Consider the following 23843-nt stretch of genomic DNA (forward strand, 5'->3'; position numbering starts at 1 on the left):
AGACAAAAGGCGGCCCGGGTGAAACCACCCGGGCCGCCTTCTGTCTACAAGCTCTGTCGCCTGGCTTTGCCGGTGGCGTGCACCGGCTACCAGATGCTGACGCGCTCCGCCGGCGCCAGCCACATCCCGTCCTGCTCCTTGGTGTCGAAGGCCGCATGGAAGGCATCGAGGTTCTGGGCGATGTTGTTGGTACGGAATTCGTTGGGGGAGTGCGGATCCGTGGCGAGCCGGCGGATGGCTTCCTCGCTCCGGATCACCTGCCGCCAACTCGCCGCCCAGGACGCGAAGAACCGCTGCGCCCCGGTGAGCCCGTCGAGCACCGGCGCCTCCTGGCCGCCGAGGCTGATCAGGTAGGCCTGGTAGGCGATGGTCAGCCCGCCCAGATCGCCGATGTTTTCGCCCAGGGTGAGCTTGCCGTTGACGTGGTGGCCCGGAGCCTCAGCGGGGGAGAGGGCGTCGAATTGCGCCACCAGCTTCGAGGTGAGCTCCTCGAAAGCGGCCCGGTCGGCCTCGGTCCACCAGTTCCGGAGCAGGCCGCTGCCGTCATACTGGGAGCCCTGGTCATCGAAGCCGTGCCCGATTTCGTGGCCGATCACCGCGCCGATGCCGCCGTAGTTCACGGCGTCGTCGGCGTCGGCGGTGAAGAACGGCGGCTGCAGGATGGCTGCCGGGAACACGATCTCGTTCAGTAGCGGGTGGTAGTAGGCGTTCACGGTCTGCGGGGTCATGAGCCACTTCTCCCGGTCCACCGGCTTGCCCACCTCGTCCAGGTGCCGGTCGACGTCGGCGCTGTGGGCCCGCTCCACGTTCCCGAGCAGGTCCGCCGGGTCGATCTCGACCGCGGAGTAGTCGATCCACTTCTCCGGGTAGCCGATCTTCGCCCGGAAGGAATCCAACTTCTTGAGCGCCTCGACCTTGGTCTCTTCACCCATCCAGGCCAGGCCGTTGATGGATTCGCGGTACGCCTCGATCAAATTGCCCACCAGGGAACGCATGTGCTCCTTGTGGCTTTCCGGGAAGTGCCGGGCGACGTAGATCTGCCCGACCGCTTCACCCAGGGCGGCCTCGACGACGGCGACGCCCCTCTTCCAGCGGTCGCGGTTGCGCGGCGTACCGCTGAGCGTCGTGCCGTAGAAGGCGAAGTTCGCGTCCACGAACGCGGCCGAGAGGTACGGGGCGGCTGCGCTGACCACCCGCATGGCGAGCCACTCCTGCCAGACGGACAGCGGCTCCGTCTCCAGCAGGGCAGCGGCGCCCGCGAAGAAGTCCGGCGTGCTGACGACGAGCTCGGCGCGCTTCTCCCGGGCGATCGCAGCGGCGTCGAACCAGGCGGACAGCAGCGGGAACAGCTGCGAGACCTCCTCGGCCGATTTCAGGTTGTACGTCTTCTGCGGATTGCGCAGCGTCACCTTGTCCCAGTGATGTGCGGCGAGGGCCGTCTCCAGCTCCACCACCCGGGCCGCCGCCGCCTCCGCGTCGGGAACGCCGGCCAGCCCGAACATGGTGCGGACATGCTCACGGTAGGCCTGGACCATCGGGGCGAATTTCTCTTCGCGGTAGTACGACTCATCCGGCAGGCCCAGGCCGCCCTGGCCGGTGTAGAGCAGGATCCGGTCCGGGTTGCCCGCGTCGGGGGCCGGGTAAATGTAGAACAGCCCGGAGACGTCCGCGCGGAACAGCCGCCCGGCAAGCTGCACCAGTTCAGCCACGGAGCCGGTGGCGAACACTTCGGCCAGCCGATCCCGGATCGGCTCCGCGCCTTTCGCCTCCGCGGCGGCTTCATCCATGAAGCTGTTGTACAGCCCGCCGATCTTGCGTTCGATCCCGGTGGCTGCCTCGCCCCGGCCCGCCGCGTCCAGGATGATCTCCTTCACCGCCAGCTCCGAGCCGTCGCGCAACGCGGTAAACGTGCCCTCGAGCGGCCGGTCGTCCGGGATGGCGGTGGCCTTCAGCCAGCCACCGTTGAAATGCCGGTACAGGTCGTCCTGGGGGCGGACGCCGTCGTCGATGGTGGACTTGTCGATCCCGGAAAGCGGCACTGCTGCTCCTTCGAGTGGGTGGCCGGACCGGGCCTGGCACCGGTCCGGCGTCTGCATGGTGGACGTTACGGAGGTATGGCTCCTTCATCTTACGCACCCGTGTTACTGTGAAAATGTGCGCGCAGAACTGCTTCTTCTTAGCTGCCGCGGCGAGGCCTCAGACGCGATCTAGCGCAAGGCCAACCCTCGCTGCGGAGTTTGTGTTGCCCGGCCACCCTTTCACCAAGAACCACAGAAAAGGCCCCGATAGTAATGCGAAACGCACAGCAGCCCTCAGGAATGCCGGTCCACCGCTACGTCCCCTTCCAGGACCTGATCACGGTCGAACTGCCGGACCGCACCTGGCCCGACAAAGTCATCACCAAAGCCCCGCGCTGGTGCGCGGTCGACCTGCGTGATGGCAACCAGGCCCTGATCGACCCGATGAGCCCGGCCCGCAAGATGAAGATGTTCGATCTGCTGGTCCGGATGGGCTACAAGGAGATCGAAGTGGGTTTCCCTTCGGCCTCGCAGACCGACTTTGACTTCGTCCGCCAGCTGATCGAGGGCAACCACATCCCGGACGACGTCACGATCCAGGTCCTCACCCAGGCCCGCGAGCACCTGATCGAGCGGACGTACGAGTCCCTGGTCGGCGCCAAGCAGGCCATCGTGCACCTCTACAACTCGACGTCGGTCCTGCAGCGCCGGGTCGTGTTCAACCAGGACGAAGACGGCATCCTCGACATCGCCCTGCAGGGTGCCCGGCTGTGCAAGAAGTACGAGGAAACCCTCGAAGACACCCACATCACCTACGAGTACTCCCCGGAGTCCTTCACCGGCACTGAACTCGCCTACGCCGTGCGGGTCTGCAACGCCGTCGCCGACGTCTTCGAAGCCTCCGCCGACCGCCAGGTGATCATCAACCTGCCGGCCACGGTCGAAATGGCCACGCCGAATGTGTACGCCGATTCGATCGAGTGGATGAGCCGTCACCTGCACCCGCGCGAAGGGATCATCCTCTCCCTGCACCCGCACAACGACCGGGGCACCGGGGTCGCGGCCGCCGAACTCGGCTACCTGGCCGGCGCGGACCGGATCGAAGGCTGCCTCTTCGGCAACGGCGAGCGGACCGGCAACGTCGACCTGGTCACCCTGGGCCTGAACATGTTCGTCCAGGGCATCGACCCGATGATCGACTTCTCCGACATCGACGACGTCCGCCGCACGGTGGAGTACTGCAACCAGTTGCCCGTCGCGGAGCGCTCACCCTACGGCGGCGACCTGGTCTTCACGGCCTTCTCCGGCTCGCACCAGGACGCCATCAAGAAGGGTCTGGAGGCGCTGGAGAAGGACGCCGCCGCCGCAGGCAAGGACGTCGCGGATTACGCCTGGCAGGTTCCTTACCTGCCGGTCGATCCCAAGGACCTCGGCCGCAGCTACGAAGCCGTCATCCGGGTCAACTCGCAGTCCGGCAAGGGCGGCGTGGCCTACCTGCTCAAGAACGAGCACAACCTGGACCTGCCGCGACGCGCCCAGATCGAATTCTCCGGCGTGATCCAACGCCGCACGGACACGGTGGGCGGCGAAGTCAGCGGTGCCCAGCTGTGGCAGCTGTTCCAGGACGAATACCTGCCCTCGGCTGCGGCCGAAGCCCAGTGGGGCCGCTACGCCCTCGGCGCGGTCAGCACCGAATCCGAAGAGGACGGCACCATGACACTGACCGCCGCCCTCAAGGTCGACGGCAAGCCGCTGCGGCGCACCGGAGTCGGCAACGGCCCGATCGCGGCCCTGCTGAGCATCCTGCGCGAGGACGGCGTCGACGTCCGCGTGCTGGACTACAGCGAGCACGCCTTGTCCGAGGGCGGCAGCGCCCAGGCCGCCGCCTACGTTGAATGCGCCGTCGGCGAACGGGTGCTGTGGGGCGTCGGCATCGACGCCAACACGTCCATGGCCTCGCTCAAGGCCGTCATCTCCGCCGTCAACCGCGCCATCAGGGACGCCCGCGCCTAAACCTCCAGCGCGATTGCACAGGCCCGAAGCCATGAGCCCTGCGCCGCCGGAGACCCCGGCGGCGCAGTGCTGTTTCCCCGGTGCGCTCTCCCAATGGCGTCGTTTCCCGAAAGTCAGTGCGAAGATTAACTGTGGCCCAACCCTCCTCCTTTGCTGCCCGTGCGTACCGCGACGACGCCGTGGTCCTGCGCACCCATAAGCTCGGCGAAGCGGACCGCATCATCACCCTGCTGACCAAGCACCACGGCCAGGTCCGGGCCGTCGCCAAGGGCGTCCGCCGCACCAGCAGCCGCTTCGGCGCCAGGCTCGAGCCGTTCATGGTCGCGGACCTTCAGCTGATCTCCGGACGCACCCTGGACGTCGTCACCCAGGCCGTCGCCAAGGGCGCCTACGGCTCCAGCATCGCAGCCGACTACGGCCGCTACACCGTGGCCGCGGCGATGACCGAAACCGCCGAAAAGCTCACCGACGTCGACGGCGAGGCGGGAACCGCCCAGTACAACCTGCTGGTCGGGGCGCTGGCCTCCCTGAGCCGGGGCGACCACGCCCCGGAGCTCATCCTGGACTCCTACCTGCTCCGAGCGCTTTCCACCGGCGGCTGGGCCCCCAGCTTCACCGACTGCGCCCGCTGCGGCGCCCCGGGACCGCACACCGCTTTTTCCGCCCCGCTGGGCGGCATGGTCTGCGGCGAGTGCCGGCCGCCGGGTTCGCCCGCGCCAGCCAGGGAGACGGTGCTGCTCCTGGGGGCGCTGCTGACCGGAAACTGGGTGGCCGCGGATGCGTCTGCGCCTTTGCACCGCAGGGAGGCCGCAGGCCTGGTGGCAAGCTACCTCCAGTGGCACCTGGAACGAGTCCTGAAATCCCTCAAACATGTGGAGCGAACCTAACCGTGGCCCTAGGCAAGAAATCTCCAGCGAAGAAGAACCCGGTCCGTGAGCGCAGTACGCCGGTAGTGGCGCCCTACCCGCACCCCTCCGGCGCTGTGCCTCCGGCCATCCCGGCGGAGCTCATTCCCCGGCATGTCGCGATCGTGATGGACGGCAACGGCCGCTGGGCCAACCAGCGCGGACTGCCCAGGATTGAGGGACACAAGGCGGGGGAGCCGGCCCTGCTGGACGTCGTGGCCGGCGCGATCGAACTCGGCATTGAGCACCTCAGTGTCTATGCGTTTTCCACCGAAAACTGGCGGCGCTCACCCGAAGAAGTCCGGTTCCTGATGGGATTCAACAAGGACGTCCTGCGGCGCCAGCGGAACCAGCTGGATGAGTGGGGAGTCAGGATCCGCTGGTCCGGCCGGCGGCCCAAGCTCTGGGGCTCGGTGATCCGCGAGCTCGAAGAGGCCGAGGAGTTTACCCGTGGCAACAGCACCTGCACCTTGAACATGTGTGTCAACTACGGCGGGCGGGCGGAGATCGCCGACGCCGTGGCCGCCATCGCCGAAGAGGTGGCCGCCGGCCGGCTCAAACCCGGTGCTATCACCGAACGCACCATCCAGAAGTACCTGGACGAGCCGGACCTGCCGGACGTTGACCTGTTCCTGCGCAGCTCGGGCGAGCAGCGCCTGTCCAACTTCATGCTCTGGCAGTCGGCCTACGCCGAATTCGTCTTCCTGGACACGCTGTGGCCCGATGTGGACCGCCGCACCCTCTGGGACGCCGTCGAGATCTACGCGAAGCGGGACCGCCGGTATGGGGGAGCGGTGGACGCCGCCGCCCCCGTCGGCTCGGCGTAAGCACCACGCCGCACGCGGACGGGCCGTCGCAGCCCGGGCAAGCCAGTCACCCCGGGTACAGGCTCAGCCATAGCAGCAGATCCTCGTAGGCTTCCTGCCGCACCGCGCGGCGGGACAGGAACACGTCGTGGGTTGCCCCCGGGTAGCGGAAGACTGCCGTCCTGCGGCCCAACCCGAGGGCCCTGCGCGCTGTTTCCTCGACATCGATCACTGCATCAAGCTCCATCAACTCCTCGGACCATTCGGCCTGTATCCGGGTGCGTCCGGACAGCAGCACCAGCACCGGAGACGTAATGGCGAGCTTCCGCTGAACGGCGGCGTGGCCGGCCAGGACTGCCTTCGTCCATCCGGGGCGGATCGGGAACGAGGCCCGGGGCCGCCAGCGGGGATCAAAATCCCACTCCCCATGGGCTGTGCCGCTGAGGCTGTCCCAGTAGCCCGGCATGCTGGGAAGCAGCAACGGCCTGCGGGGATCGGTTCTGGCCAGCGGTTCCACCAGCTGCATCGCGATGTTCCGGATCAGGCTGCTGCCCTGAAGCTCGAGCCAGGGAGCGTTCAGAACGAGGGTGCCCAGCGCCCCCGGATTCCGGTCGGCCCACAACGCGGCCACCAAGCCGCCGAAGGAATGTGCCAGCAGGTGTATGGTCGGTTCTCCCTCGCTGCCCGTCCGGCGAGCGAGGTCCGCCTTGACGGCAGCGAGTGCGGCGGCGAGGTCCTCGTCGTAGATCGCCAAGTCCGTCGTATAGCCGGGTGTCTGCCAGCTCCGCAGGCTGCGCCCAAACTTCCGCAGGTCCAGCGCATAGAAGTGGAAACCACCGGCAACGAGCTGTTCGGCGAGTTCGGCCTGCAGGAAATAGTCGGCCCAGCCGTGCAGGTACAGTACCGCCTTCGCCCGCCCGCCCCGGCCCGGGCCGTCGGCGCGCTTCGTGTCCGCCATGCCCTCCGCGCTGCCAGGGGCGGAATGCCGGACCAGGGTGGCGACGACGGGTCCCTCTTCGTCAGGACTCAACGTCAGCTCCAGGGACTCAAACCGGCTTCCCAGCACATCCCGTTGCCACCCTGGCCTCGCAGGCACCGTCACGCCGGACCGCCGTCGTCCAGCACGTAGGCGCGGATCCAGCGGGCCAGCCGGGCATAGGCGTCCGCACGGACCCTCGGGGCCGAGAGAAAGACGTCGTGCAGGGCCCCGTCGATCCGTTCCAGGGTCACGCTGCGGCCCAGGCTCAGGGCGCGCAGGGCAATCGTGTTGACATCCAGGACGGCGTCGGTGCGACGCATGGACTCCTTCCAGAACATCCCGTTGGCGCTGGCCCCGGAGATCATCACGAGGATGGGAACGTCAATGTTCAGGCCCCGGGCCACCTGGGACTGCCCGGCGAGCACCGCGCTGAGCCAGCCGGCCCGCACCGGGAACGCCCGCGGCGGCCGGTAGTTGTCGTCCAGGACCCACTCGCCCTCGGCGGCGCTGCTGATGCTCCGCCAGTAAAAAGCACGCTCGGGAAGCCGGATGACCGATTCGGGCCGGAAGCGGGCCAGCGGCTCCAGCATGGTCCGGGCGGCGCGGCGGACGGCCGGGCTGCCGTGCATCTCCAGCCAGGGGCTGTCGAGGACCAACTGGGCGGCGCGGCCCGGGTGCCGGCTCACCCAGAGGGCCGCGATGAGTCCCCCGGTTGAATGACCCATCAGCGTGATCTTCGGGGGAGGGGAACCCTTGGGACCCAGGGATTCGATGATGTCGATGGCTGCCGTGATTTCGGCGTCGTAGTCGGCGAGGTCCGCCACGTAGCCGCCGTGCGTACCGTGCTGGAGGCTCCGGCCGTGGTTGTGCATGTCGAGCGCGAAGAAGCCGAAGCCCTGGCCGGTCCAAAACTCGGCCAGTTCCTCGTTAAAGAAGTAGTCGCTCCAGCCGTGCAGGAAGAGCACGGCCCGCTCGGGTGCCCGGCCGGCGCCGGCCGAGGGGATGTGCCGGACCAGGGTGGCCGTGCGCTCGACCCCGTCGGGTCCGGCTGCCGTGAAGGCGCAGGCCGCGAAGTCGTCGCCCAGGATGTCCGTCTGCCAGTCCATCTGATCCTCCCTGCCGGTTAGAGTGCCGAGGCCGCGGCACGGCCCGCCGTGCGGCCCGAGAACAGGCACCCGCCCAGGAACGTCCCTTCGAGGGCGCGGTATCCGTGGATACCGCCGCCGCCGAAGCCGGCGGCCTCCCCGGCGGCGTACAGTCCGGCGAGCGGCCGGCCCGTGCCGTCCAGCACCCGCGAGTGCAGGTCGGTCTGGATCCCGCCGAGGCTCTTGCGGGTGAGGACGGAGAGCCGGACCGCCAGCAGGGGCCCGTGCCGGGGGTCCAGCATCCGGTGCGGCGGGGCCACCCGCATGATCCTGTCCGTGGTGAAAAGGCGGGCGGCGCGGATCGCGGCGAGCTGGGGATCCTTGCCCAGTCCGCTTGCGAACTGCCGGTCACGGGACCTGATCAACCGGTCCAGCTCTGCTGCGTCGATGAGCGGAGCCCCCGCGAGCCCGTTCATTTTCGCAGCCAGCTCCGTCGGCGTGCCGGCCTGCAGGAAATCCACGCCCCGGTCGAGGAACCGCTGCAATGGACTGTCGCCGGACGGTATTAGGCGGGCAGCGAGGAGACGGACGTCTTTGCCGGTCAGGTCCGGGTTCTGCTCGGAGCCGGACAGGGCGAACTCCTTGAGCGCGATCGCCTTGTTCAGCACGAACCATGAGTGGGTGTGCCCGGTCCCAAGGATGTGGCGCAGGGCGCCGAGAGAGTCGAAGCCGGGGAACAGCGGCGCAGGAAGCAGACTTCCGGTGGCGTCGAGCCAGAGCGCCGAGGGGCCGGGCAGGATCCGGATGCCGTGCTGCGGCCAGACCGGGCTGTGGTTGTGGATGCCCTCCGGGTAGTGCCACATCCGGTCGCCGTTGATCAGCCGGCCGCCGGCGTGGTCCACGGCGGTGAGGAAGTCGCCGTCCACCGAGGCCGGCACGCCGCTCAGCATGGACTCCGGCGCGCTGCCGCCGGGCCATTGCCGCCGGACGGCGGTGTGGTTGCCGCCGATCCCGCCGGAGGTCACGATGACAGCCCCGGCGGAGCACTCGAATGCGCCTGCGGCGACGCGGGAGGACTGCTCGCCCCGCGCGGCGTCGCTGGGTTCCAGGATCTCGCCTCGGATGCCGCTGAGCCGGCCCGCCGTCGTCGTCAGTTCGGTGGCCCGGTGCCGGAAGTGGAAGGAGACCCGGCCGGCTGCCTCGCCCTCGCGGAGTTTGGCAAGGAAGGGCTCGACGATCGCCGGCCCGGTTCCCCAGGCGACGTGGAAGCGGGGCACCGTGTTGCCGTGGCCGTCCGCGCCGTAGCCACCGCGCTCGGCCCACTGCACGAGCGGGAAGAGCCCGACGCCGAGCGAAGCGAGCCAGGCGCGCTTCTCGCCCGCCGCAAAGTTCACGTAGGCCTCGGCCCAGTCCCGGGCAAGGGCATCCTCCGGGCGGTCGAAGGCCGCGGAGGACAGCCAGTCGGCGAGGGCGAGTTCGGCGCTGTCGCGGACGCCCAGCCGGCGCTGTTCGGGGGTGTTGACCAGGAACAGGCCGCCGAAGGACCAGTGCGCCTGGCCGCCGACTGAGGCCGCGGGCTCCTGGTCCAGGACCGCCACCCGGCGGCCGGCCGCATAGGCTTCGGCCGCCGCCACCAGGCCGGCCAGGCCCGCGCCGACAACGACGACGTCGGCCTCGATCCGGGTGCCGGGCGTCGCCGGCACGCTGCTGGGGACTGCATCCTCGCTGGTCATGGCTTCATGCTAGCGCCCGCCGGGGCGCAGTATTCGCCAGGATTGGTAGCGGCATTTTGGTTTGCGCCGCCGGAACCGGAAAACTAGGAGCATGCGCGTATATCCCACCTTCTTCCGGCTCGCCTTCTCCTGGATGGACGCCGAGCGCGCCCATAAGATCGGGTTCCTGGGCATCCGGCTGGCCAACCGTTGCGGCGCCGGCCGCGTGCTGCACCGGTTCACCGCGCCGCCGGCCTCGCTCCGGACCGAGGCATTCGGCCTGACCTTCCCCTCGCCGTTCGGGCTCGCCGCGGGCTTCGACAAGGAGGGCCACGGCATCGAAGCGCTGACCGACCTTGGCTTCGGCCACATCGAAGTTGGCACGATCACCGGGCAGGCCCAGCCGGGCAACCCGGCCCCGCGCCTGTTCCGCCTGATCGAGGACCGGGCCGTGATCAACCGGATGGGATTCAACAACGACGGCGCCGCAGCCGTGGCGCCCCGGCTCCGCGCCGCCCGCGCAGCCCTGCAGCGCCGCTACCCCGGGATCCGCCCGGTAATCGGCGTCAATATCGGCAAGAGCAAGGTCGTGGAGCTCGAAGACGCCGTGGCGGACTACCTGGTCAGTGCCCGTAGCCTGGCCCCGGCCGCCGACTATCTGGTGGTCAACGTGAGTTCCCCGAACACACCCGGCCTTCGCCTGCTGCAGGATGTCGATACCCTGCGCCCCCTGCTGACCGCCGTGGGGGAGGCGGCGGACAGCGCGGCCGGCCGGCATGTGCCCCTCTTGGTGAAGATTGCCCCGGACCTCAGCGATGAGGACATCGACGATGTTGCCCGGCTGGCGCTGGACTTGAAGCTGGACGGCATCATCGCCACCAACACCACCATCGCCCGCACCGGGCTGGTCTCCAGCCCGGACCAGATAGAGGCGTGCGGCGCCGGCGGCCTCTCCGGGGCCCCGCTCCGTCAGCGCTCCCTCGAAGTTTTGGCTCGGCTCAAGGCCGCGACCGGCGGTGCGCTCACCTTGGTCTCGGTCGGCGGGGTCGAGACGGCAGAGGACGTGAGGGAGCGCCTCGAGGCCGGCGCCACCCTCGTCCAGGGCTACACGGCCTTCCTGTACGAGGGCCCCTTCTGGGCGGCGAACATCAACCGCGAGCTGGCCAAGCGTCCGGCCCGCCGCTAACCGGCCGTCTGAAGCCCGGACCRCCGCCAAGGACCCCGGACACACGAAAGCCCCCGGCAGAACACTGCCGGGGGCTTTTCGATGGCCGGATTCAAACGGGGAATTCGCCGCGCTTCACCTGGGGCTTGGGAAGGCGCAGGCGGCGGAACTGCAGGGAGCGCATGGAGCCGTACCAGACGGTGCCCCGCTCAACCTCGCCAAACTTCTCGGCCAGGCGCTTCTTGAGCTTCCTGGACAGGATGAACACGTCCACGAACACGGCCAGGAACATGACCCAGAAACCGCCGAGGACGTAGATCATCTGCTCGCTGCTCGCCGGGACCAGCAAGGAGATGATGACAAAGACAAGGGCGCCGAACATCAGGTACTCGCCAAGGCTGAAACGGGCATCCACGTAATCGCGGGCGAAACGCTTCTGCGGTCCCTTGTCGCGCAGCGGCAGGAACTTCTCGTCGCCGGTGTCCATGGCCTGGCGCATCTTGAGGCGCTGGTCCGCAATCGCGGTGCGTTCTGCCGCCTTGGAGGCCTTGCGGTCCTCCGGAACCAAGGGGCGCTTGCGGGCAGCCACCTGGGCGCTCCGCTTGGGCGTGGGCGCGCCCTTGCCGATGGCGGCATCGCGGGCCGCGGCCTCGGCAACTTGCTGGTCAACTACGTCCTGCGCCAGGGGCGCTTCCTTTTTACGTCCAAACACCCCTACAGAATACCCTGCGATGACGCGCCCGAGACCCAGCACACACCGGGCCTTAAGGGCGACAATCAAGCCGCAGAGGGCGGCGTCGCGGGCCGGGGACAAACGGGTCCGGAGCCTCCGCCGTAGCGCCGTGGCGCATTTGTCGTGATCCGGGACACGGGTAGTGTTTTGGCCATGACTTCATCACCCGCGGGGACCCCGCAGCCCTCAGCCGGCGGCGCCATCGACGCCGCAGCCCTCCGCCAGGCCGTTACCGAATCCTTCGACCAGACCGTCGAGCAGCTAAAGGCGCTCGTGGCCATCCCGGGCATCGCCTGGCCCAGCTTCGATCCCGCTCCACTGAACGCCAGTGCCGACGCCGTCGCCGAGCTGGTCCGCGCCAGCGGCTTCGAGGACGTCCGGATCCTGCGCTGTGACAAGGAGGACGGCACCCCCGGCGGCCCGGCCGTCGTTGCGCGCCGCCCCGCTGCGGCAGGCAAGCCGACCATCCTGCTCTACGCCCACCACGACGTACAGCCCACCGGCGACCTCTCGCTCTGGGAGACCGAACCGTTTACCGCCGTCGAACGCGACGGGCGGCTCTACGGCCGCGGCGCGGCGGATGACAAGGCCGGCATCCTGGCCCACGTCGCCGCCTACTCCGCCGTGACCCGGGTACTGGGGGAGGAGCTGGGCCTGGGCGTGACCTTCTTCTTTGAGGGTGAAGAGGAAGCCGGCTCCCCGACGTTCCGTGCCTTCCTGGAAACCCACCAGGAACTCTTGCGCTCCGACGTGATCGTCGTCGCAGACTCATCCAACTGGAAGGTCGGCATCCCGGCCCTCACCACGAGCCTCCGCGGCCTGGTCGACGGCACCATCGAGGTCAAGGTGCTGGACCACGCAGTTCACTCCGGCATGTTCGGCGGACCCGTGCTGGACGCCCCGACACTGTTGGCACGGCTCATCGCCACCCTGCACGACGAGGAAGGCAGCGTTGCGATCGAGGGACTCGTCAGCCGTGACGACGCCGAAGTGGACCTCACCGAGGAGGAGTACCGCAAGGACGCCTCGGTGCTCGACGGCGTCAAGCTCGCCGGCACCGGAAGCATCGCCTCGCGGATGTGGACCAAGCCCGCGCTCTCCATCATTGGTTTCGACGCGCCCGCCGTCGACGTCGCCTCCAACACCCTTCTGCCGCGGGCCCGGGCCAAGTTCAGCCTGCGCCTCGCACCGGGCCAGGACCCGGCCGAGGCCATGGACGCGGTGCGCCGGCACGTCGAAACGCACGCTCCGTTCGGCGCCGAAGTGGTATTCACTCCGGGGGAGAGCGGAAACGCCTTCCTCACGGACACCTCTTCCACCGCCGCCAGCATGGCGATGTGGGCACTCGGTGAGGCCTGGGGCGTACCGGCTGTCGAGACCGGGATCGGCGGTTCCATCCCCTTCATCGCCGACCTGACCGAGCTGTACCCGGACGTGCAGATCCTGGTCACCGGCGTCGAGGATCCCGATTCACGGGCTCACAGCGCCAACGAGTCGCTCCACCTTGGCGACTTCCGCAACGCAATCGTGGCCGAGGCGCTCCTGCTGGCCCGGTTGAACGCGGAAGGCCTGGCCTGAGCGGGCGGCGCATCGGGCCGGGGCAGTTGCTCCGTGGATCCGTCATTTCCGGGGAACATCCAGCCGGCGTTGACGGTTACGTCAGGAGTTAGAGCTACAGGTCTGATCGACGTAGCATGTAGCTATAGCCCATACCGTTTAAGTAGGGGCGGGCACCGCGCAGGCGGAGCCGCCACGACCGTCGTAAGAAGGTAGGCCATGAGCACTACAACCAATGAAAACAGCGCCGACACCACCGTCCAGGCGGACCAGGAACTGGCCAGCCACGAGGTCCAGCTGACCGACGTCGCTGCCGGCAAGGTCCGCAGCCTGCTGGAACAGGAAGGCCGCACTGATCTTCGGCTCCGCGTCGCCGTGCAGCCGGGCGGTTGCTCCGGGCTGATCTACCAGCTCTACTTCGATGAGCGGCTCCTCGAGGGCGACGCCGTCCGCGACTACGACGGCGTCGAGGTCGTTGTCGACAAGATGAGCGTCCCCTACCTCAGTGGCGCCAGCATCGACTTCGAGGACACCATTTCGAAGCAAGGCTTCACCATCGATAACCCGAATGCGGGCGGATCCTGCGCCTGCGGGGACTCCTTCCACTAAGGTCTAAGGCCGGGCAATCAGCCCGGCCTTAGTGCCGTCCGGGGGAGGGGCGCCGAAAGCGTCCAAAACTCCACCAAGGCACGGCGCGGACATGTGGGCGAAAACTCGCGGGGAGCGGTAAGCTCTACACCGAGTAGTAAAACTTTTAGTGTGCCCGGAACGCCATCGGCGGCCGGGCGACAGCAACAAGTAGGAAGGGCCGTCTGTGAGTTCGCAGAACCGAACCGGCAGCCGACGCAAACAGATCACTACGATCACTGGCTTGGCACTAGCCGGCGCGTTGGCTTTGACTGGATGTTCACCAGAGGTACAGAAAGGGTGGCTGCCCACTGAGCGTGGCACCACCAACCACACTGACCGCATCATGGACCTCTGGGTCAACTCATGGATTGCCGCGCTGGTCGTCGGCATCATTACCTGGGGTTTGATGATCTGGTGCATCGTCGCTTACCGGCGGCGCAAGGGCACCGTTGGTTTCCCCCGCCAGAACAGCTTTAACCTGCCCCTCGAGGTCTTCTACCTCACGATCCCGCTCTTCATGGTCCTGGTGTTCTTCTACTTCACCGACCGCGACCAGCAGGCGATCGACAACCGGGACCAGCCGGCCGACGTCGTTGTCGACGTGCGCGCCAAGCAGTGGGCCTGGGACTTCAACTACAAGAAGGGCGAAGTCGTCACCGGCGACGTCCACGAAGCTGGCGTCCAGGCACACCTCACCGGCAACGACGTGGACAAGGAAAAGCTGCCCACGCTCTACCTGCCGGTCAACAAGTCGGTTGACCTGGAGCTGAACGCCCGCGACGTCATCCACTCCTTCTGGGTGCCCGCTTTCCTGCAGAAGCGCGACATGATCCCGGGCAAGACCAACTACATCCGGTTCACCCCCACCAAAGAGGGAACCTACGACGGCAAATGTGCCGAACTCTGTGGTGAGTACCACTCCGAAATGCTGTTCCGCGTGAAGGTCGTCTCCGACTCGGAGTTCAAGGCCCACCTGGACCAGCTCCGCCAGGACGGCAACACCGGACTGCTCGGCGAAGAGTACGACCGCAACCCGGCCCCGACCGAGAACAAGTAAGGGGAGCGCGAAGTGGCTACGACCTACTCTCAGCCCTCCGGGATCCTTGAGGCTCCCGTAGTACCAAAATCCAAGGGACGCATCGTCGTCAACTGGATCACCTCCACCGACCACAAGACCATCGGGTACATGTACCTGATCGCGTCCTTCGTGTTCTTCTGCTTCGGCGGCGTCATGGCGCTGCTGATCCGTGCAGAGCTGTTCGAACCGGGCATGCAGATCCTGCAGACCAAGGAACAGTACAACCAGCTCTTCACCATGCACGGCACCGTCATGCTGCTGATGTTCGCGACGCCGCTGTTCGCCGGCTTCGCCAACGTGATCATGCCGCTGCAGATCGGCGCCCCCGACGTCGCCTTCCCGCGACTGAACGCGCTTGCCTTCTGGTTCTTCCTGTTCGGCTCCACGATCGCGGTGTCCGGCTTCATCACCCCGCAGGGTGCGGCGTCGTTCGGCTGGTTCGCTTACGCGCCGCTGTCCAACACGACCTTCAGCCCCGGCGTGGGCGGTGACCTCTGGGTCTTCGGCCTGGCGCTCTCCGGCTTCGGCACCATCCTCGGCGCCGTCAACTTCATCACCACGATCATCTGCATGCGCGCCCCGGGCATGACCATGTGGCGGATGCCGATCTTCACCTGGAACACCCTGGTCACCGCCATCCTGGTGCTCATGGCCTTCCCGCCGCTGGCCGCCGCCCTGTTCGCCCTCGGTGCGGACCGCCGCTTCGGCGCCCACATCTTCGATCCCGAAAACGGCGGTGCCGTCCTCTGGCAGCACCTGTTCTGGTTCTTCGGCCACCCCGAGGTGTACATCATCGCGCTGCCGTTCTTCGGCATCGTTTCCGAGATCTTCCCGGTCTTCAGCCGCAAGCCGATCTTCGGCTACAAGGGTCTTGTCTACGCCACGATCTCCATCGCCGCCCTGTCCGTGACCGTGTGGGCACACCACATGTACGTCACCGGTTCGGTGCTGCTGCCGTTCTTCTCCTTCATGACGATGCTGATCGCGGTTCCGACCGGCGTGAAGTTCTTCAACTGGATCGGCACCATGTGGCGGGGTTCCATCACCTTTGAAACCCCAATGCTGTGGAGCATCGGCTTCCTCGCGACCTTCCTCTTCGGTGGCCTGACCGGCATCATCCTGGCCTCGCCGCCGCTGGACTTCCACGTCTCCGACTCCTACTTCGTGGTGGCACACTTCCACTACGTTGTCTTCGGCACCGTTGTCTTCGCGATGTTCGCAGGCTTCTACTTCTGGTGGCCGAAGTGGACCGGCAAGATGCTCAACGAGCGTCTGGGCAAGATCCACTTCTGGATGCTGTTCCTGGGCTTCCACGGCACCTTCCTCATCCAGCACTGGCTCGGTGTCGAGGGCATGCCCCGTCGCTACGCGGACTACATGCCGCAGGACAACTTCACTTGGATGAACCAATTCTCCACCTACTCGTCCTTCCTCCTCGGGGCTTCGCTGATCCCGTTCTTCTGGAACGTCTACATCACCTGGCGTAGCAACGACAAGGTCATGGTCGATGACCCGTGGGGCTTCGGCGCCTCGCTTGAGTGGGCGACGTCCTGCCCGCCGCCGCGGCACAACTTCACCTCGCTGCCGCGAATCCGTTCGGAACGTCCGGCCCTGGACCTGCACCACCCCGAACTGTCCCAGTACTACACCGTCGACTCTCCTGCTCCGGCAGCAGCGGCGCTCGGTAACGCCGACCAGAAGGACCAAGCCCAGTGAAAATCGAATCAAGGATTTTTGGATTCGGAGTCTTCTTCTTCGTACCGGTCTCGATCGTTTACGGCTTCCTGACGGGTTGGTCGGAGTGGGTCGGCATCCTCGGAGTGCTCCTGCTGGCAGGCCTCGCCGGCATGATCGGCGCCTACCTCGGCTTCACCGGCAAGCGCGTCGGACWGCGCCCTGAGGACCGCAGCGACGCTGAGATCCACGAAGGCGCCGGCGAGCAGGGCCACTTCAGCCCCTGGAGCTGGTGGCCGCTGGTCCTTGGCCTTTCCTGCGCAGGCGGGTTCCTCGGCCTGGCCGTAGGGTTCTGGATCACCTTCATCGCCGGCGGCCTAGCCGTGGTTGCGCTTGTGGGCTGGGTCTACGAGTACAGCCGCGGTGACCACGCGCACTAGCGCCAGTCACCAACAAACGACGACGGCGGGCCCCACCATTGTGGTGGGGCCCGCCGTCGTTTTGTGCGTTCCGGGTGTTTTGCGGGTTGCGGCCGTTTGGTGCCGGGTCAGCCGGCCTGCGACTCAAGCAGGGAGCAAAGTTCCGTCAGGGCGCGCTCGGCGTCGTCCAGGCTCGAATCTTCCGGGACCGTCTCGGGCCGGACAGACAGCTCCACTTCGCAGCCGCAAGCGAAGTCTTCCGTCATAACCTCCAGCAGGGACCGGGCGTCCACGCCCGGCCTGCCGTCCTTGCTGATCGTGACGGCGAACCCACTCCGCATCACGGCCCGGACAAACGCGGCCGCGGGCCGGGCGTGCAGCCCGATCGAGGCCCGGACGATGGCCTTGCGTGCTGGCAATGGAGCTCCTCAAGTTCTTCAGGCGCCGGGTGGCGCCGGCGGCGTAGCGTGGTGGCCCGCCCGCGGGTCCAGGGACAGCCGTTCGGCAGGGGCATATCCCAGCGTAGCCGTGGGAGAGGACCCCGGCGAACCGGGACCGTGCGGTGGTCTAGACCTGCCGCCGAAGTGCCCTAGGCTTAAGGTATGAACGATTGCAGCAGGTGCCTCCGTGGGTTCTAACGCGGCCCGGATGGCCGGCGACATTGACCGGAACAGCGGTACGCCGATCTATGTCCAGCTCCGCGAGATCCTCCGCGCCCACATCGCAAGCTCCTGCCCGCCGGGCTCGGCGCTCCCCTCGGAGCGGGATCTCTCCGAACGCTTCGGCTTGGCCAGGATGACGGTACGCCAGGCCATCGACGCGCTGGTGGGTGAGGAGGTCATCGAGCGCGTGGTAGGCCTCGGTACGTTCGTCCGCAAGCCAAAGCTGGACCTTCAGGTCAAGCTGACGTCGTACAGCGAGGAAATGCAGCGCCGCGGCATGGTCCCGGCGGCGAAGGTGCTGAGCTTCGAGCAGATCAATGCCAGCGCGTTCCTGGCCCGCGAACTCCAGCTGGAGGAGGGCACTCCGCTTGTGCGGTTCCGGCGCCTCTTGCTCGCCGACAGCGAGCCCATGAGCGTGGACGAGAACTTCATTCCGGCCCACCGCGTGCCTGGGCTGCTCGATGGCGAGCCGCCGACGTCGCTCTACAACGTCCTGAGCGAACGCTACGGCTTGGTGATGGAGTGGGGTGAGGACATGATCGAGGCAACCGCAGCATCCCCGTCCACTGCCCGCCTGCTGAACGTCGAGGTCGGTTCGCCGTTGCTGAAGATCCAGCGCCACGCCTTCGTCGCGCGTGCGATGGTCGACTACTCGGTCTCCTACTACCGGGCCGACCGGTACAAGCTGTGGGTGCCGCTGCAGCGCCCTGGCGTGCGGCCCACCCGGAACTACGCTTCCGGCTACCGCCCCTGACCCCGCGTTCGGTTGATGGGTCCGTTGGAACACGGAGCCGTTGCAACACAAGAAAGGCCCGGTCCTGGTGGACCGGGCCTTTCTGTTGGCTAGCGTCGTGACTTAGTGGCTGAGCGTCTTCTGCTCGGCAGCCGCGTCGATCGACTCGTGGGTGCCGTGGTGCCCGTGCGCAGCTGCAAGCTCCGCCGGGGTTGCCGGGGCTACACGGTCCTCGAAGAACCACTTGGAGAGGAGCGCGCGGCGCTTCTCCTTGCGATCCACGATGCCGTGGCTGTTGGGCTCGGCCGGGAGCGGCGACGGGGATTCGAAGCCGACCAGCTTGTAGCGCTTGTATTCGTCCAGCGGGGCGTGGACCTCGATGAACTCACCATGCGGCAACCGTACGATCCGGCCGGTTTCGCGGCCGTGGAGGGCGATTTCGCGGTCCTTGCGCTGCAGGGCCAAGGCGACGCGCTTCGTGATGATGAAAGCGAGTACCGGGCCGATGAAGAACAGGGCGCGGAGCCAGTAGGTGACGTCGTTCAGTGCCACGTGGAAGTGCGTGGCGATGAGGTCGGAACCTGCAGCAGCCCACATCACGCAGTACCAGACGAAGCCGGCCATGCCGATGGCGGTACGGGTCGGGGCGTTGCGCGGACGGTCCAGGACGTGGTGCTCGCGGTCGTCCTTGGTGATCCAGCGTTCGATCCACGGGTACGTGAACATCACGGTGAACAGGATGCCCGCCGGGACCAGGGCCGGAAGCAGCACGTTGAAGGTGAAGACGTGGCCGAACCAGACCTGCTCGACGTGCCAGTTCCCGAAGGTGCCCGGCATCAGGCGCAGTGCGCCGTCAACGAAACCGATGTACCAGTCAGGCTGGGTACCGGCCGAGACGGGGGAGGGGTCGTACGGACCGTAGTTCCAGATCGGGTTGATGGTGAAGAAACCGGCCATCAGGGCGATGACACCGAACACGATGAAGAAGAAGCCGCCGGCCTTGGCCGCGTAGACCGGGCCGAGGGGGTAGCCGACGACGTTGCCGTCGTTGCGTCCCGGGCCGGGGTACTGGGTGTGCTTGTGCACGACCACCATGAAGAGGTGCACGGCGATCATCAGCAGGATCAGCGCCGGAACCAGCAGGATGTGGAGCATGTACAGGCGGCCGATGATTGCGGTGCCCGGGAATTCTCCGCCGAAGAGGAAGAACGAGATGTAGGTGCCGATCACAGGGATGGACTTGATCACGCCGTCGATGATGCGCAGGCCGTTGCCGGAGAGCAGGTCATCGGGGAGCGAGTAGCCGGTGAAGCCGGCTGCCATGGCCAGAATGAGCAGCACGCTGCCCACCACCCAGTTCATCTCGCGCGGCTTGCGGAAGGCGCCGGTGAAGAAGACGCGCAGCATGTGTACCGAGACCGAGGCCACGAACAGAAGGGCCGACCAGTGGTGGACCTGGCGCATGAACAGGCCGCCGCGGACATCGAAGGAGATGTTCAGCGAGGAGTTGTAGGCCACTGACATTTCGACGTTCTTCAACGGGAGGTAGGAACCCTGGTAGTGGGTTTCGGCCATCGACGGGTCGAAGAAGAAGGTCAGGAACGTGCCGGAGAGCAGCAGGATGACGAAGGAGTACAGGGCAACTTCGCCAAACATGAAGGACCAGTGGTCCGGGAAGACCTTGCGGCCGAATTCCCGAAGCATTCCGGAACCGCCAACGCGCTGGTCAACAAAGTCGGTAATGCGGCCGCCCTTGGTCTTGGCGACGAAGGTGGGGGTGTCAGCTGTTGATGTTGCGCTCATGCTCATCACGCTCCCAGTAGCTAGGTCCAACAGGTTCTTTGAAGTCGCTCGTAGCGTAGAGGTAACCCTCGTCGTCTACGGCAATGGGCAGCTGCGGGAGCGGCCGGCTGGCCGGGCCAAAGATAACCTTGCATTCCTGGGTCAGGTCGAAGGTTGACTGGTGGCACGGGCAGAGCAGGTGGTGGGTCTGCTGCTCGTACAGCGCAACAGGGCAACCAACGTGGGTGCAGATCTTGGAGTAGGCAACGATTCCGTTGTAGCTCCAGTCCTCACGGCCCGGGGAGGGCTTGAGGGATTCCGGGTTCAGGCGCATGAGCAGGACGACGGACTTGGCCTTTTCGTTCAGCTTGCCTTCCTCCAGCTCGTTGAGACCCTCCGGGATGACGTGGAAGGCGGAGCCGATGGTGACATCCGAGGCCTTGATGGGGGTGCCATCGGGGTCGCGGGTGAGGCGCTTGGTCTTGCCGCCAACCGGAGCCCACATGGTGTGGGCCAGCTTGTTGTCCGGACGCGGACCAAGGTCGCCGAAGACGGCCAGGGCCGGCAGGGGAGCGAGGGCGACGGCGCCGAGCAGGGTGTTGCGGATCAGCGGCCGGCGCTTGATGCCGGTTTCCTCGACGATGTCGTCGACGATCCGGACTGCGGCCAGGCGGTCCTCTTCGGTGCGGATGGCGTGGCGCTCTTCCGACACTTCGTGGTCCGGCATGAGGGCCTTGGCCCAGTGCACGATACCGGTGCCGATACCCAGCATCGCAAAGGCGGTGCCAATGCCCAGCAGGGTGTTCTGCAGCCGGATGGTGGCGATCGAGGAGTCAGCTCCAAGATCGATGGCGAAGTACGCCACCAGGAATATCAGGGTGCCAACGACGGAGGCACCGAACAGAATGGCCACCTGCCGTTCCGCTCGCTTTGCGGCCCTCGGGTCCGTGTCAGCCAGGCGCAAACGATGCGGGGGAATTCCAGGATCCTGGAACTTCTCCACCTCATTCTGACCAGCCGTAGCTACGGTGCCCGAGTGGTTCGGACTGCCGTCACTATGGTTGCCCATAATTCGCCTCATCCTTCTCTCGTCTCGACCAATGTCGAGTTAGTTTTCAATTCAAACTGCTGACGGATCAGCAGAAAATTCTTACAGGTGCCGCGGTGCGCCTAGGACGTCCGCGAAGTCAGCCAAATGGTAAAGGCGATGATGACGCCGAGGCCGGCGATCCACACGAACAGGCCTTCAGAAACCGGACCCAGGGCGCCCAGGTCGTTGCCGCCGGGGGAGCCGTTGGATTCGATCTGCTTCAGGAAGGTGATGATGTCGCGCTTGCCTTCGGGGGAGACGTTGGCGTCGGAGAAGACCGGCATGTTCTGCGGGCCGGTGACCATGGCCTCGTAGATGTGCTTGCCGGAGACGTCGGCGAGAGCCGGGGCGAACTTGCCTCGGGTCAGCGCACCGCCGGCGGCAGCAGCGTTGTGGCACATGGCGCAGTTGGTGCGGAACAGCTCGCCACCCTTGGCGGCGTCGCCCTTCTCATCGAGGACACCTGCCTCCGGGATGGACGGGCCGGGGCCGAGCGAAGCGACGTAGGCCGCGAGCTGGTGGGTCTGCTCCTCGTTGAACTGGGCGGGCTTCTTGTAAGCCTGCGGGCCGTTCATCTGCATGGGCATACGTCCGGTGCCAACCTGGAAGTCAACAGCGGCAGCGCCGACGCCGACGAGCGACGGGCCTGCCTGCGAGCCACTGGCACCCATGCCATGGCAGGTGGCGCAGTTAGCGGCGAACAGCTTGCCGCCCTCTTCTGCGTCGCTTGCACTGAAGCTCGTGGTGTCGGCCTTGGCCTGGTTGACGGTGGTGGCAACGGCGTACAGCCCACCAGTGATGAGGAGGCCCATCAGCAACAGTGCAACTGCTGCCAGTGGGTGACGTCGCTTCTGCGAGAGTGCCTTCACGTGGTGGTTCCTTTATTCGATCCTGCGTTGGCTCCGGGAGCCGCTTCTTGAAATTCTATCTCTTGTAGAAAGAGAGACAAGTGGGGCTACTTGAGGACGTAGATGACCAGGAAGAGGCCAATCCAAACGACGTCGACGAAGTGCCAGTAGTACGAGGTGACGATCGCGGAGGTTGCCTCAAAGTGTCCGAACTTCTTCGCGGCGAAAGAACGCCCGATGATGAGCAGGAAGGCAATCAGGCCGCCGATGACGTGCAGGCCGTGGAAGCCCGTGGTCATGTAGAACGCGGAACCGTAGGCGTTGGAAGAAAGCGAGACGTGCTCGGAGACGAGCATGGCGTACTCGGTCGCCTGGCCGGCCACGAAGAACGCACCCATGATGAATGTGAGTGTGAACCACTCGTTCATTCCCCAGCGGGTGAAGCTCAGGGGACCGCCGAGCCTGCGCGGCTGGAGCCGTTCGGCGGCGAAGACGCCCATCTGGCAAGTAAAGGAACTGGCCACGAGGACGATCGTGTTTACGAGCGCAAAGGGGAAGTTGAGCTTGGCTGTCTCTTCGGCCCACATCTGTCCGGAAGTCGAACGGAGTGTGAAGTACATGGCAAAGAGACCGGCGAAGAACATCAACTCACTGGACAGCCAGACGACGGTTCCAACGGAAACCATGTTCGGGCGATTCAGCGTCGGGTGCGCCGGGGTACTGGGGGCATGGGTCGCAGATGTCACATAGACATTATGTCTGTAAAAGTCCGTCCTGCCCAACGCAAACCGCGTTTTGGGGGGACTTTTTCTACAAAGACGCGAAATCGCGCGGAAAAGTTCCCGACCCCCTTCGCATTGGGCATTGCAGCCCCCGGCTCGATAGCATCGGAACGTGACTTCTCAGGCATCTGCACCGGCTGTAGCTAAGACTTGGCCGCGCCTCATCGGCGCCCTCATCAACGGTACGGACCTCACCGCCGGCGATACTGAGTGGGCCATGAGCTCCATCATGTCCGGCGAGGCAACCCCGGCCCAGGTGGCGGGTTTCCTGGTGGCGCTGCGGGCCAAGGGCGAGACGGTGGACGAACTCACCGGCCTCGTCGGGGCGATGATTGACTCTGCCAACCCGATCGAGATCGCGGGAGAGAAGCTGGATATCGTCGGCACGGGCGGCGACCAGTTAAATACCGTCAACATCTCCACCATGGCGGCCCTTGTCTCCGCCGGCGCAGGAGCCAAAGTGGTCAAGCACGGCGGCCGGGCGGCGTCGTCGAGCTCCGGCTCCGCCGACGTCCTGGAAGCGTTGGGGGTCCGGCTGGACCTTCCCATCCCGCGGGTAGCGCGGAACGCGGAAGAGGCCGGAATCACGTTCTGCTTCGCCCAGGTTTTCCACCCCTCGATGCGCCATGCAGCCGTCGCACGCCGGGAACTGGGTGTGCCCACGGCCTTCAATTTCCTGGGACCGATGACCAACCCTGCGCATGTTCAGGCGTCGGCCGTCGGCGTCGCGAATGAACGGATGGCACCGTTGGTGGCCGGTGTCCTCGCCAAGCGCGGCAGCCGGGGCCTGGTTTTCCGGGGTAACGACGGGCTGGACGAGCTGACCACCACGGGTCCGTCCCGCATCTGGGAAATCAGGGACGGCGAGGTCGTTGAGCAGGAATTCGACCCGCGCGAGCTCGGGATCCGCCAGGCCACCGTGGAGGAACTCCGTGGCGGTGATGCGGCCGCCAACGCCGCCGTCGTGCGATCGGTGCTGGCCGGCCAGCCGGGCCCGGCCCGGGATGCCACATTACTCAACGCCGCTGCCGGCCTGGTGTCGTTCGACCTGGACGCCTCAGGCCCGCTGACCGATCGGATGGCCGCCGCGATGAAGCGGGCCGAGGAGTCCATCGAGACGGGCGCGGCAGCCGCGGTGTTGGACCGCTGGGTTGCCCTGTCCCGCGGCTAAG

At 66.5% G+C, this 23843-nt stretch carries 21 protein-coding genes; 11 read left to right on the top strand and 10 right to left on the bottom strand.

Annotated features, from left to right (window positions below; translation table 11 throughout):
• Window positions 1–86: 86 nt before the first annotated feature.
• A complete protein-coding gene (locus AC1DK9_RS06480) occupies window positions 87–2039 on the bottom strand; it encodes a M13 family metallopeptidase (protein ID WP_476915368.1) in 1953 nt (650 codons plus the stop codon).
• A 252-nt stretch (window positions 2040–2291) separates the two neighbouring features.
• Between AC1DK9_RS06480 and leuA the strand changes: the two genes are divergently transcribed.
• The 3 genes from leuA (at window position 2292) to AC1DK9_RS06495 (ending at window position 5763) form a co-directional block, all read left to right on the top strand.
• Window positions 2292–4031 carry a 2-isopropylmalate synthase gene (leuA, locus tag AC1DK9_RS06485; protein ID WP_476860630.1) on the top strand — a complete coding sequence of 580 codons (1740 nt, stop codon included), beginning with the start codon at window positions 2292–2294 and terminating at the stop codon, window positions 4029–4031.
• A gap of 131 nt (window positions 4032–4162) precedes the next feature.
• Window positions 4163–4918, top strand: coding sequence for a DNA repair protein RecO (gene recO / locus AC1DK9_RS06490; RefSeq protein ID WP_476915369.1), 756 nt, complete (start codon window positions 4163–4165; stop codon window positions 4916–4918).
• 2 nt (window positions 4919–4920) lie between these two features.
• Complete coding sequence (locus AC1DK9_RS06495; RefSeq protein ID WP_476915370.1) at window positions 4921–5763, top strand: isoprenyl transferase; 843 nt, start codon at window positions 4921–4923, stop codon at window positions 5761–5763.
• A 46-nt stretch (window positions 5764–5809) separates the two neighbouring features.
• Here the strand turns inward: AC1DK9_RS06495 and AC1DK9_RS06500 are convergent, their stop codons facing one another.
• From AC1DK9_RS06500 to AC1DK9_RS06510, 3 genes are all read right to left on the bottom strand, one after another.
• Window positions 5810–6772: an alpha/beta hydrolase gene (locus tag AC1DK9_RS06500; protein ID WP_476915371.1), complete on the bottom strand. Its 963-nt coding sequence runs from the start codon at window positions 6770–6772 to the stop codon at window positions 5810–5812.
• A gap of 68 nt (window positions 6773–6840) precedes the next feature.
• Window positions 6841–7827 (bottom strand): alpha/beta hydrolase, encoded by a 987-nt coding sequence (locus AC1DK9_RS06505; protein WP_476915372.1) that lies wholly within the window; start codon window positions 7825–7827, stop codon window positions 6841–6843.
• 17 nt (window positions 7828–7844) lie between these two features.
• Window positions 7845–9539, bottom strand: a complete 1695-nt coding sequence (locus tag AC1DK9_RS06510) for an FAD-binding dehydrogenase (protein WP_476915373.1) — start codon at window positions 9537–9539, stop codon at window positions 7845–7847.
• A gap of 91 nt (window positions 9540–9630) precedes the next feature.
• Here AC1DK9_RS06510 and AC1DK9_RS06515 point away from each other — a divergent pair, with 91 nt between their 5' ends.
• Window positions 9631–10704, top strand: a complete 1074-nt coding sequence (locus AC1DK9_RS06515; RefSeq protein WP_476860636.1) for a quinone-dependent dihydroorotate dehydrogenase — start codon at window positions 9631–9633, stop codon at window positions 10702–10704.
• A 91-nt stretch (window positions 10705–10795) separates the two neighbouring features.
• Here AC1DK9_RS06515 and AC1DK9_RS06520 read toward each other — a convergent pair whose 3' ends face one another.
• The gene (locus AC1DK9_RS06520; RefSeq protein ID WP_476860637.1) at window positions 10796–11395 is read right to left on the bottom strand and encodes a DUF3043 domain-containing protein; all 600 of its coding nucleotides are present in this window, start codon (window positions 11393–11395) and stop codon (window positions 10796–10798) included.
• A 174-nt stretch (window positions 11396–11569) separates the two neighbouring features.
• On the opposite strand from AC1DK9_RS06520, the gene AC1DK9_RS06525 reads away from it, so the two are divergent.
• The 5 genes from AC1DK9_RS06525 (at window position 11570) to AC1DK9_RS06545 (ending at window position 16795) form a co-directional block, all read left to right on the top strand.
• On the top strand, window positions 11570–12994 hold the full coding sequence (locus AC1DK9_RS06525; RefSeq protein ID WP_476915374.1) for a M20/M25/M40 family metallo-hydrolase: 1425 nt from the start codon (window positions 11570–11572) through the stop codon (window positions 12992–12994).
• Window positions 12995–13192: 198 nt separating this feature from the next.
• Window positions 13193–13582, top strand: a complete 390-nt coding sequence (locus AC1DK9_RS06530) for a HesB/IscA family protein (protein WP_138769282.1) — start codon at window positions 13193–13195, stop codon at window positions 13580–13582.
• Between the two features lie 205 nt (window positions 13583–13787).
• Window positions 13788–14660 (top strand): aa3-type cytochrome oxidase subunit II, encoded by an 873-nt coding sequence (ctaC, locus tag AC1DK9_RS06535; RefSeq protein WP_476860639.1) that lies wholly within the window; start codon window positions 13788–13790, stop codon window positions 14658–14660.
• Window positions 14661–14672: 12 nt separating this feature from the next.
• Entirely contained in the window at window positions 14673–16397 is a 1725-nt protein-coding gene (gene ctaD / locus AC1DK9_RS06540; protein ID WP_476860640.1) for an aa3-type cytochrome oxidase subunit I, read from the top strand.
• The gene (locus AC1DK9_RS06545; protein ID WP_476915375.1) at window positions 16394–16795 is read left to right on the top strand and encodes a cytochrome c oxidase subunit 4; all 402 of its coding nucleotides are present in this window, start codon (window positions 16394–16396) and stop codon (window positions 16793–16795) included. Before ctaD ends, AC1DK9_RS06545 begins: the two co-directional genes overlap by 4 nt.
• A 107-nt stretch (window positions 16796–16902) precedes the next feature.
• Here AC1DK9_RS06545 and AC1DK9_RS06550 read toward each other — a convergent pair whose 3' ends face one another.
• Window positions 16903–17193, bottom strand: a complete 291-nt coding sequence (locus AC1DK9_RS06550; protein WP_476915376.1) for an HPr family phosphocarrier protein — start codon at window positions 17191–17193, stop codon at window positions 16903–16905.
• Between the two features lie 229 nt (window positions 17194–17422).
• Here AC1DK9_RS06550 and AC1DK9_RS06555 point away from each other — a divergent pair, with 229 nt between their 5' ends.
• Window positions 17423–18190, top strand: a complete 768-nt coding sequence (locus AC1DK9_RS06555; protein WP_476860949.1) for a GntR family transcriptional regulator — start codon at window positions 17423–17425, stop codon at window positions 18188–18190.
• Between the two features lie 102 nt (window positions 18191–18292).
• Here the strand turns inward: AC1DK9_RS06555 and qcrB are convergent, their stop codons facing one another.
• The 4 genes from qcrB to ctaE form a co-directional block, all read right to left on the bottom strand.
• Window positions 18293–19972: a cytochrome bc1 complex cytochrome b subunit gene (gene qcrB, locus AC1DK9_RS06560; RefSeq protein WP_476915377.1), complete on the bottom strand. Its 1680-nt coding sequence runs from the start codon at window positions 19970–19972 to the stop codon at window positions 18293–18295.
• Window positions 19950–21020 (bottom strand): cytochrome bc1 complex Rieske iron-sulfur subunit, encoded by a 1071-nt coding sequence (gene qcrA / locus AC1DK9_RS06565; protein WP_476860644.1) that lies wholly within the window; start codon window positions 21018–21020, stop codon window positions 19950–19952. Before qcrA ends, qcrB begins: the two co-directional genes overlap by 23 nt.
• A 101-nt stretch (window positions 21021–21121) precedes the next feature.
• Window positions 21122–21910 carry a cytochrome bc1 complex diheme cytochrome c subunit gene (gene qcrC / locus AC1DK9_RS06570; RefSeq protein ID WP_476860645.1) on the bottom strand — a complete coding sequence of 263 codons (789 nt, stop codon included), beginning with the start codon at window positions 21908–21910 and terminating at the stop codon, window positions 21122–21124.
• Window positions 21911–21996: 86 nt separating this feature from the next.
• Entirely contained in the window at window positions 21997–22635 is a 639-nt protein-coding gene (ctaE, locus tag AC1DK9_RS06575) for an aa3-type cytochrome oxidase subunit III (RefSeq protein WP_175323631.1), read from the bottom strand.
• 148 nt (window positions 22636–22783) lie between these two features.
• Between ctaE and trpD the strand changes: the two genes are divergently transcribed.
• Entirely contained in the window at window positions 22784–23842 is a 1059-nt protein-coding gene (gene trpD / locus AC1DK9_RS06580) for an anthranilate phosphoribosyltransferase (protein ID WP_476860646.1), read from the top strand.
• The last annotated feature ends 1 nt before the right edge of the window (window position 23843 follow it).

Source organism: Arthrobacter sp. 01T414, assembly GCF_056398965.1.

Bases quoted from the DNA above. Each gene is read 5' to 3' on its own strand.
- leuA (WP_476860630.1), top strand. From the start codon at position 2,292: ATGCGAAACGCACAGCAGCCCTCAGGAATGCCGGTCCACCGCTACGTC.
- AC1DK9_RS06505 (WP_476915372.1), bottom strand. From the start codon at position 7,827: ATGGACTGGCAGACGGACATCCTGGGCGACGACTTCGCGGCCTGCGCC.
- AC1DK9_RS06510 (WP_476915373.1), bottom strand. From the start codon at position 9,539: ATGACCAGCGAGGATGCAGTCCCCAGCAGCGTGCCGGCGACGCCCGGC.
- AC1DK9_RS06515 (WP_476860636.1), top strand. From the start codon at position 9,631: ATGCGCGTATATCCCACCTTCTTCCGGCTCGCCTTCTCCTGGATGGAC.
- AC1DK9_RS06525 (WP_476915374.1), top strand. From the start codon at position 11,570: ATGACTTCATCACCCGCGGGGACCCCGCAGCCCTCAGCCGGCGGCGCC.
- AC1DK9_RS06530 (WP_138769282.1), top strand. From the start codon at position 13,193: ATGAGCACTACAACCAATGAAAACAGCGCCGACACCACCGTCCAGGCG.
- AC1DK9_RS06555 (WP_476860949.1), top strand. From the start codon at position 17,423: ATGGCCGGCGACATTGACCGGAACAGCGGTACGCCGATCTATGTCCAG.
- qcrB (WP_476915377.1), bottom strand. From the start codon at position 19,972: ATGAGCGCAACATCAACAGCTGACACCCCCACCTTCGTCGCCAAGACC.
- qcrA (WP_476860644.1), bottom strand. From the start codon at position 21,020: ATGGGCAACCATAGTGACGGCAGTCCGAACCACTCGGGCACCGTAGCT.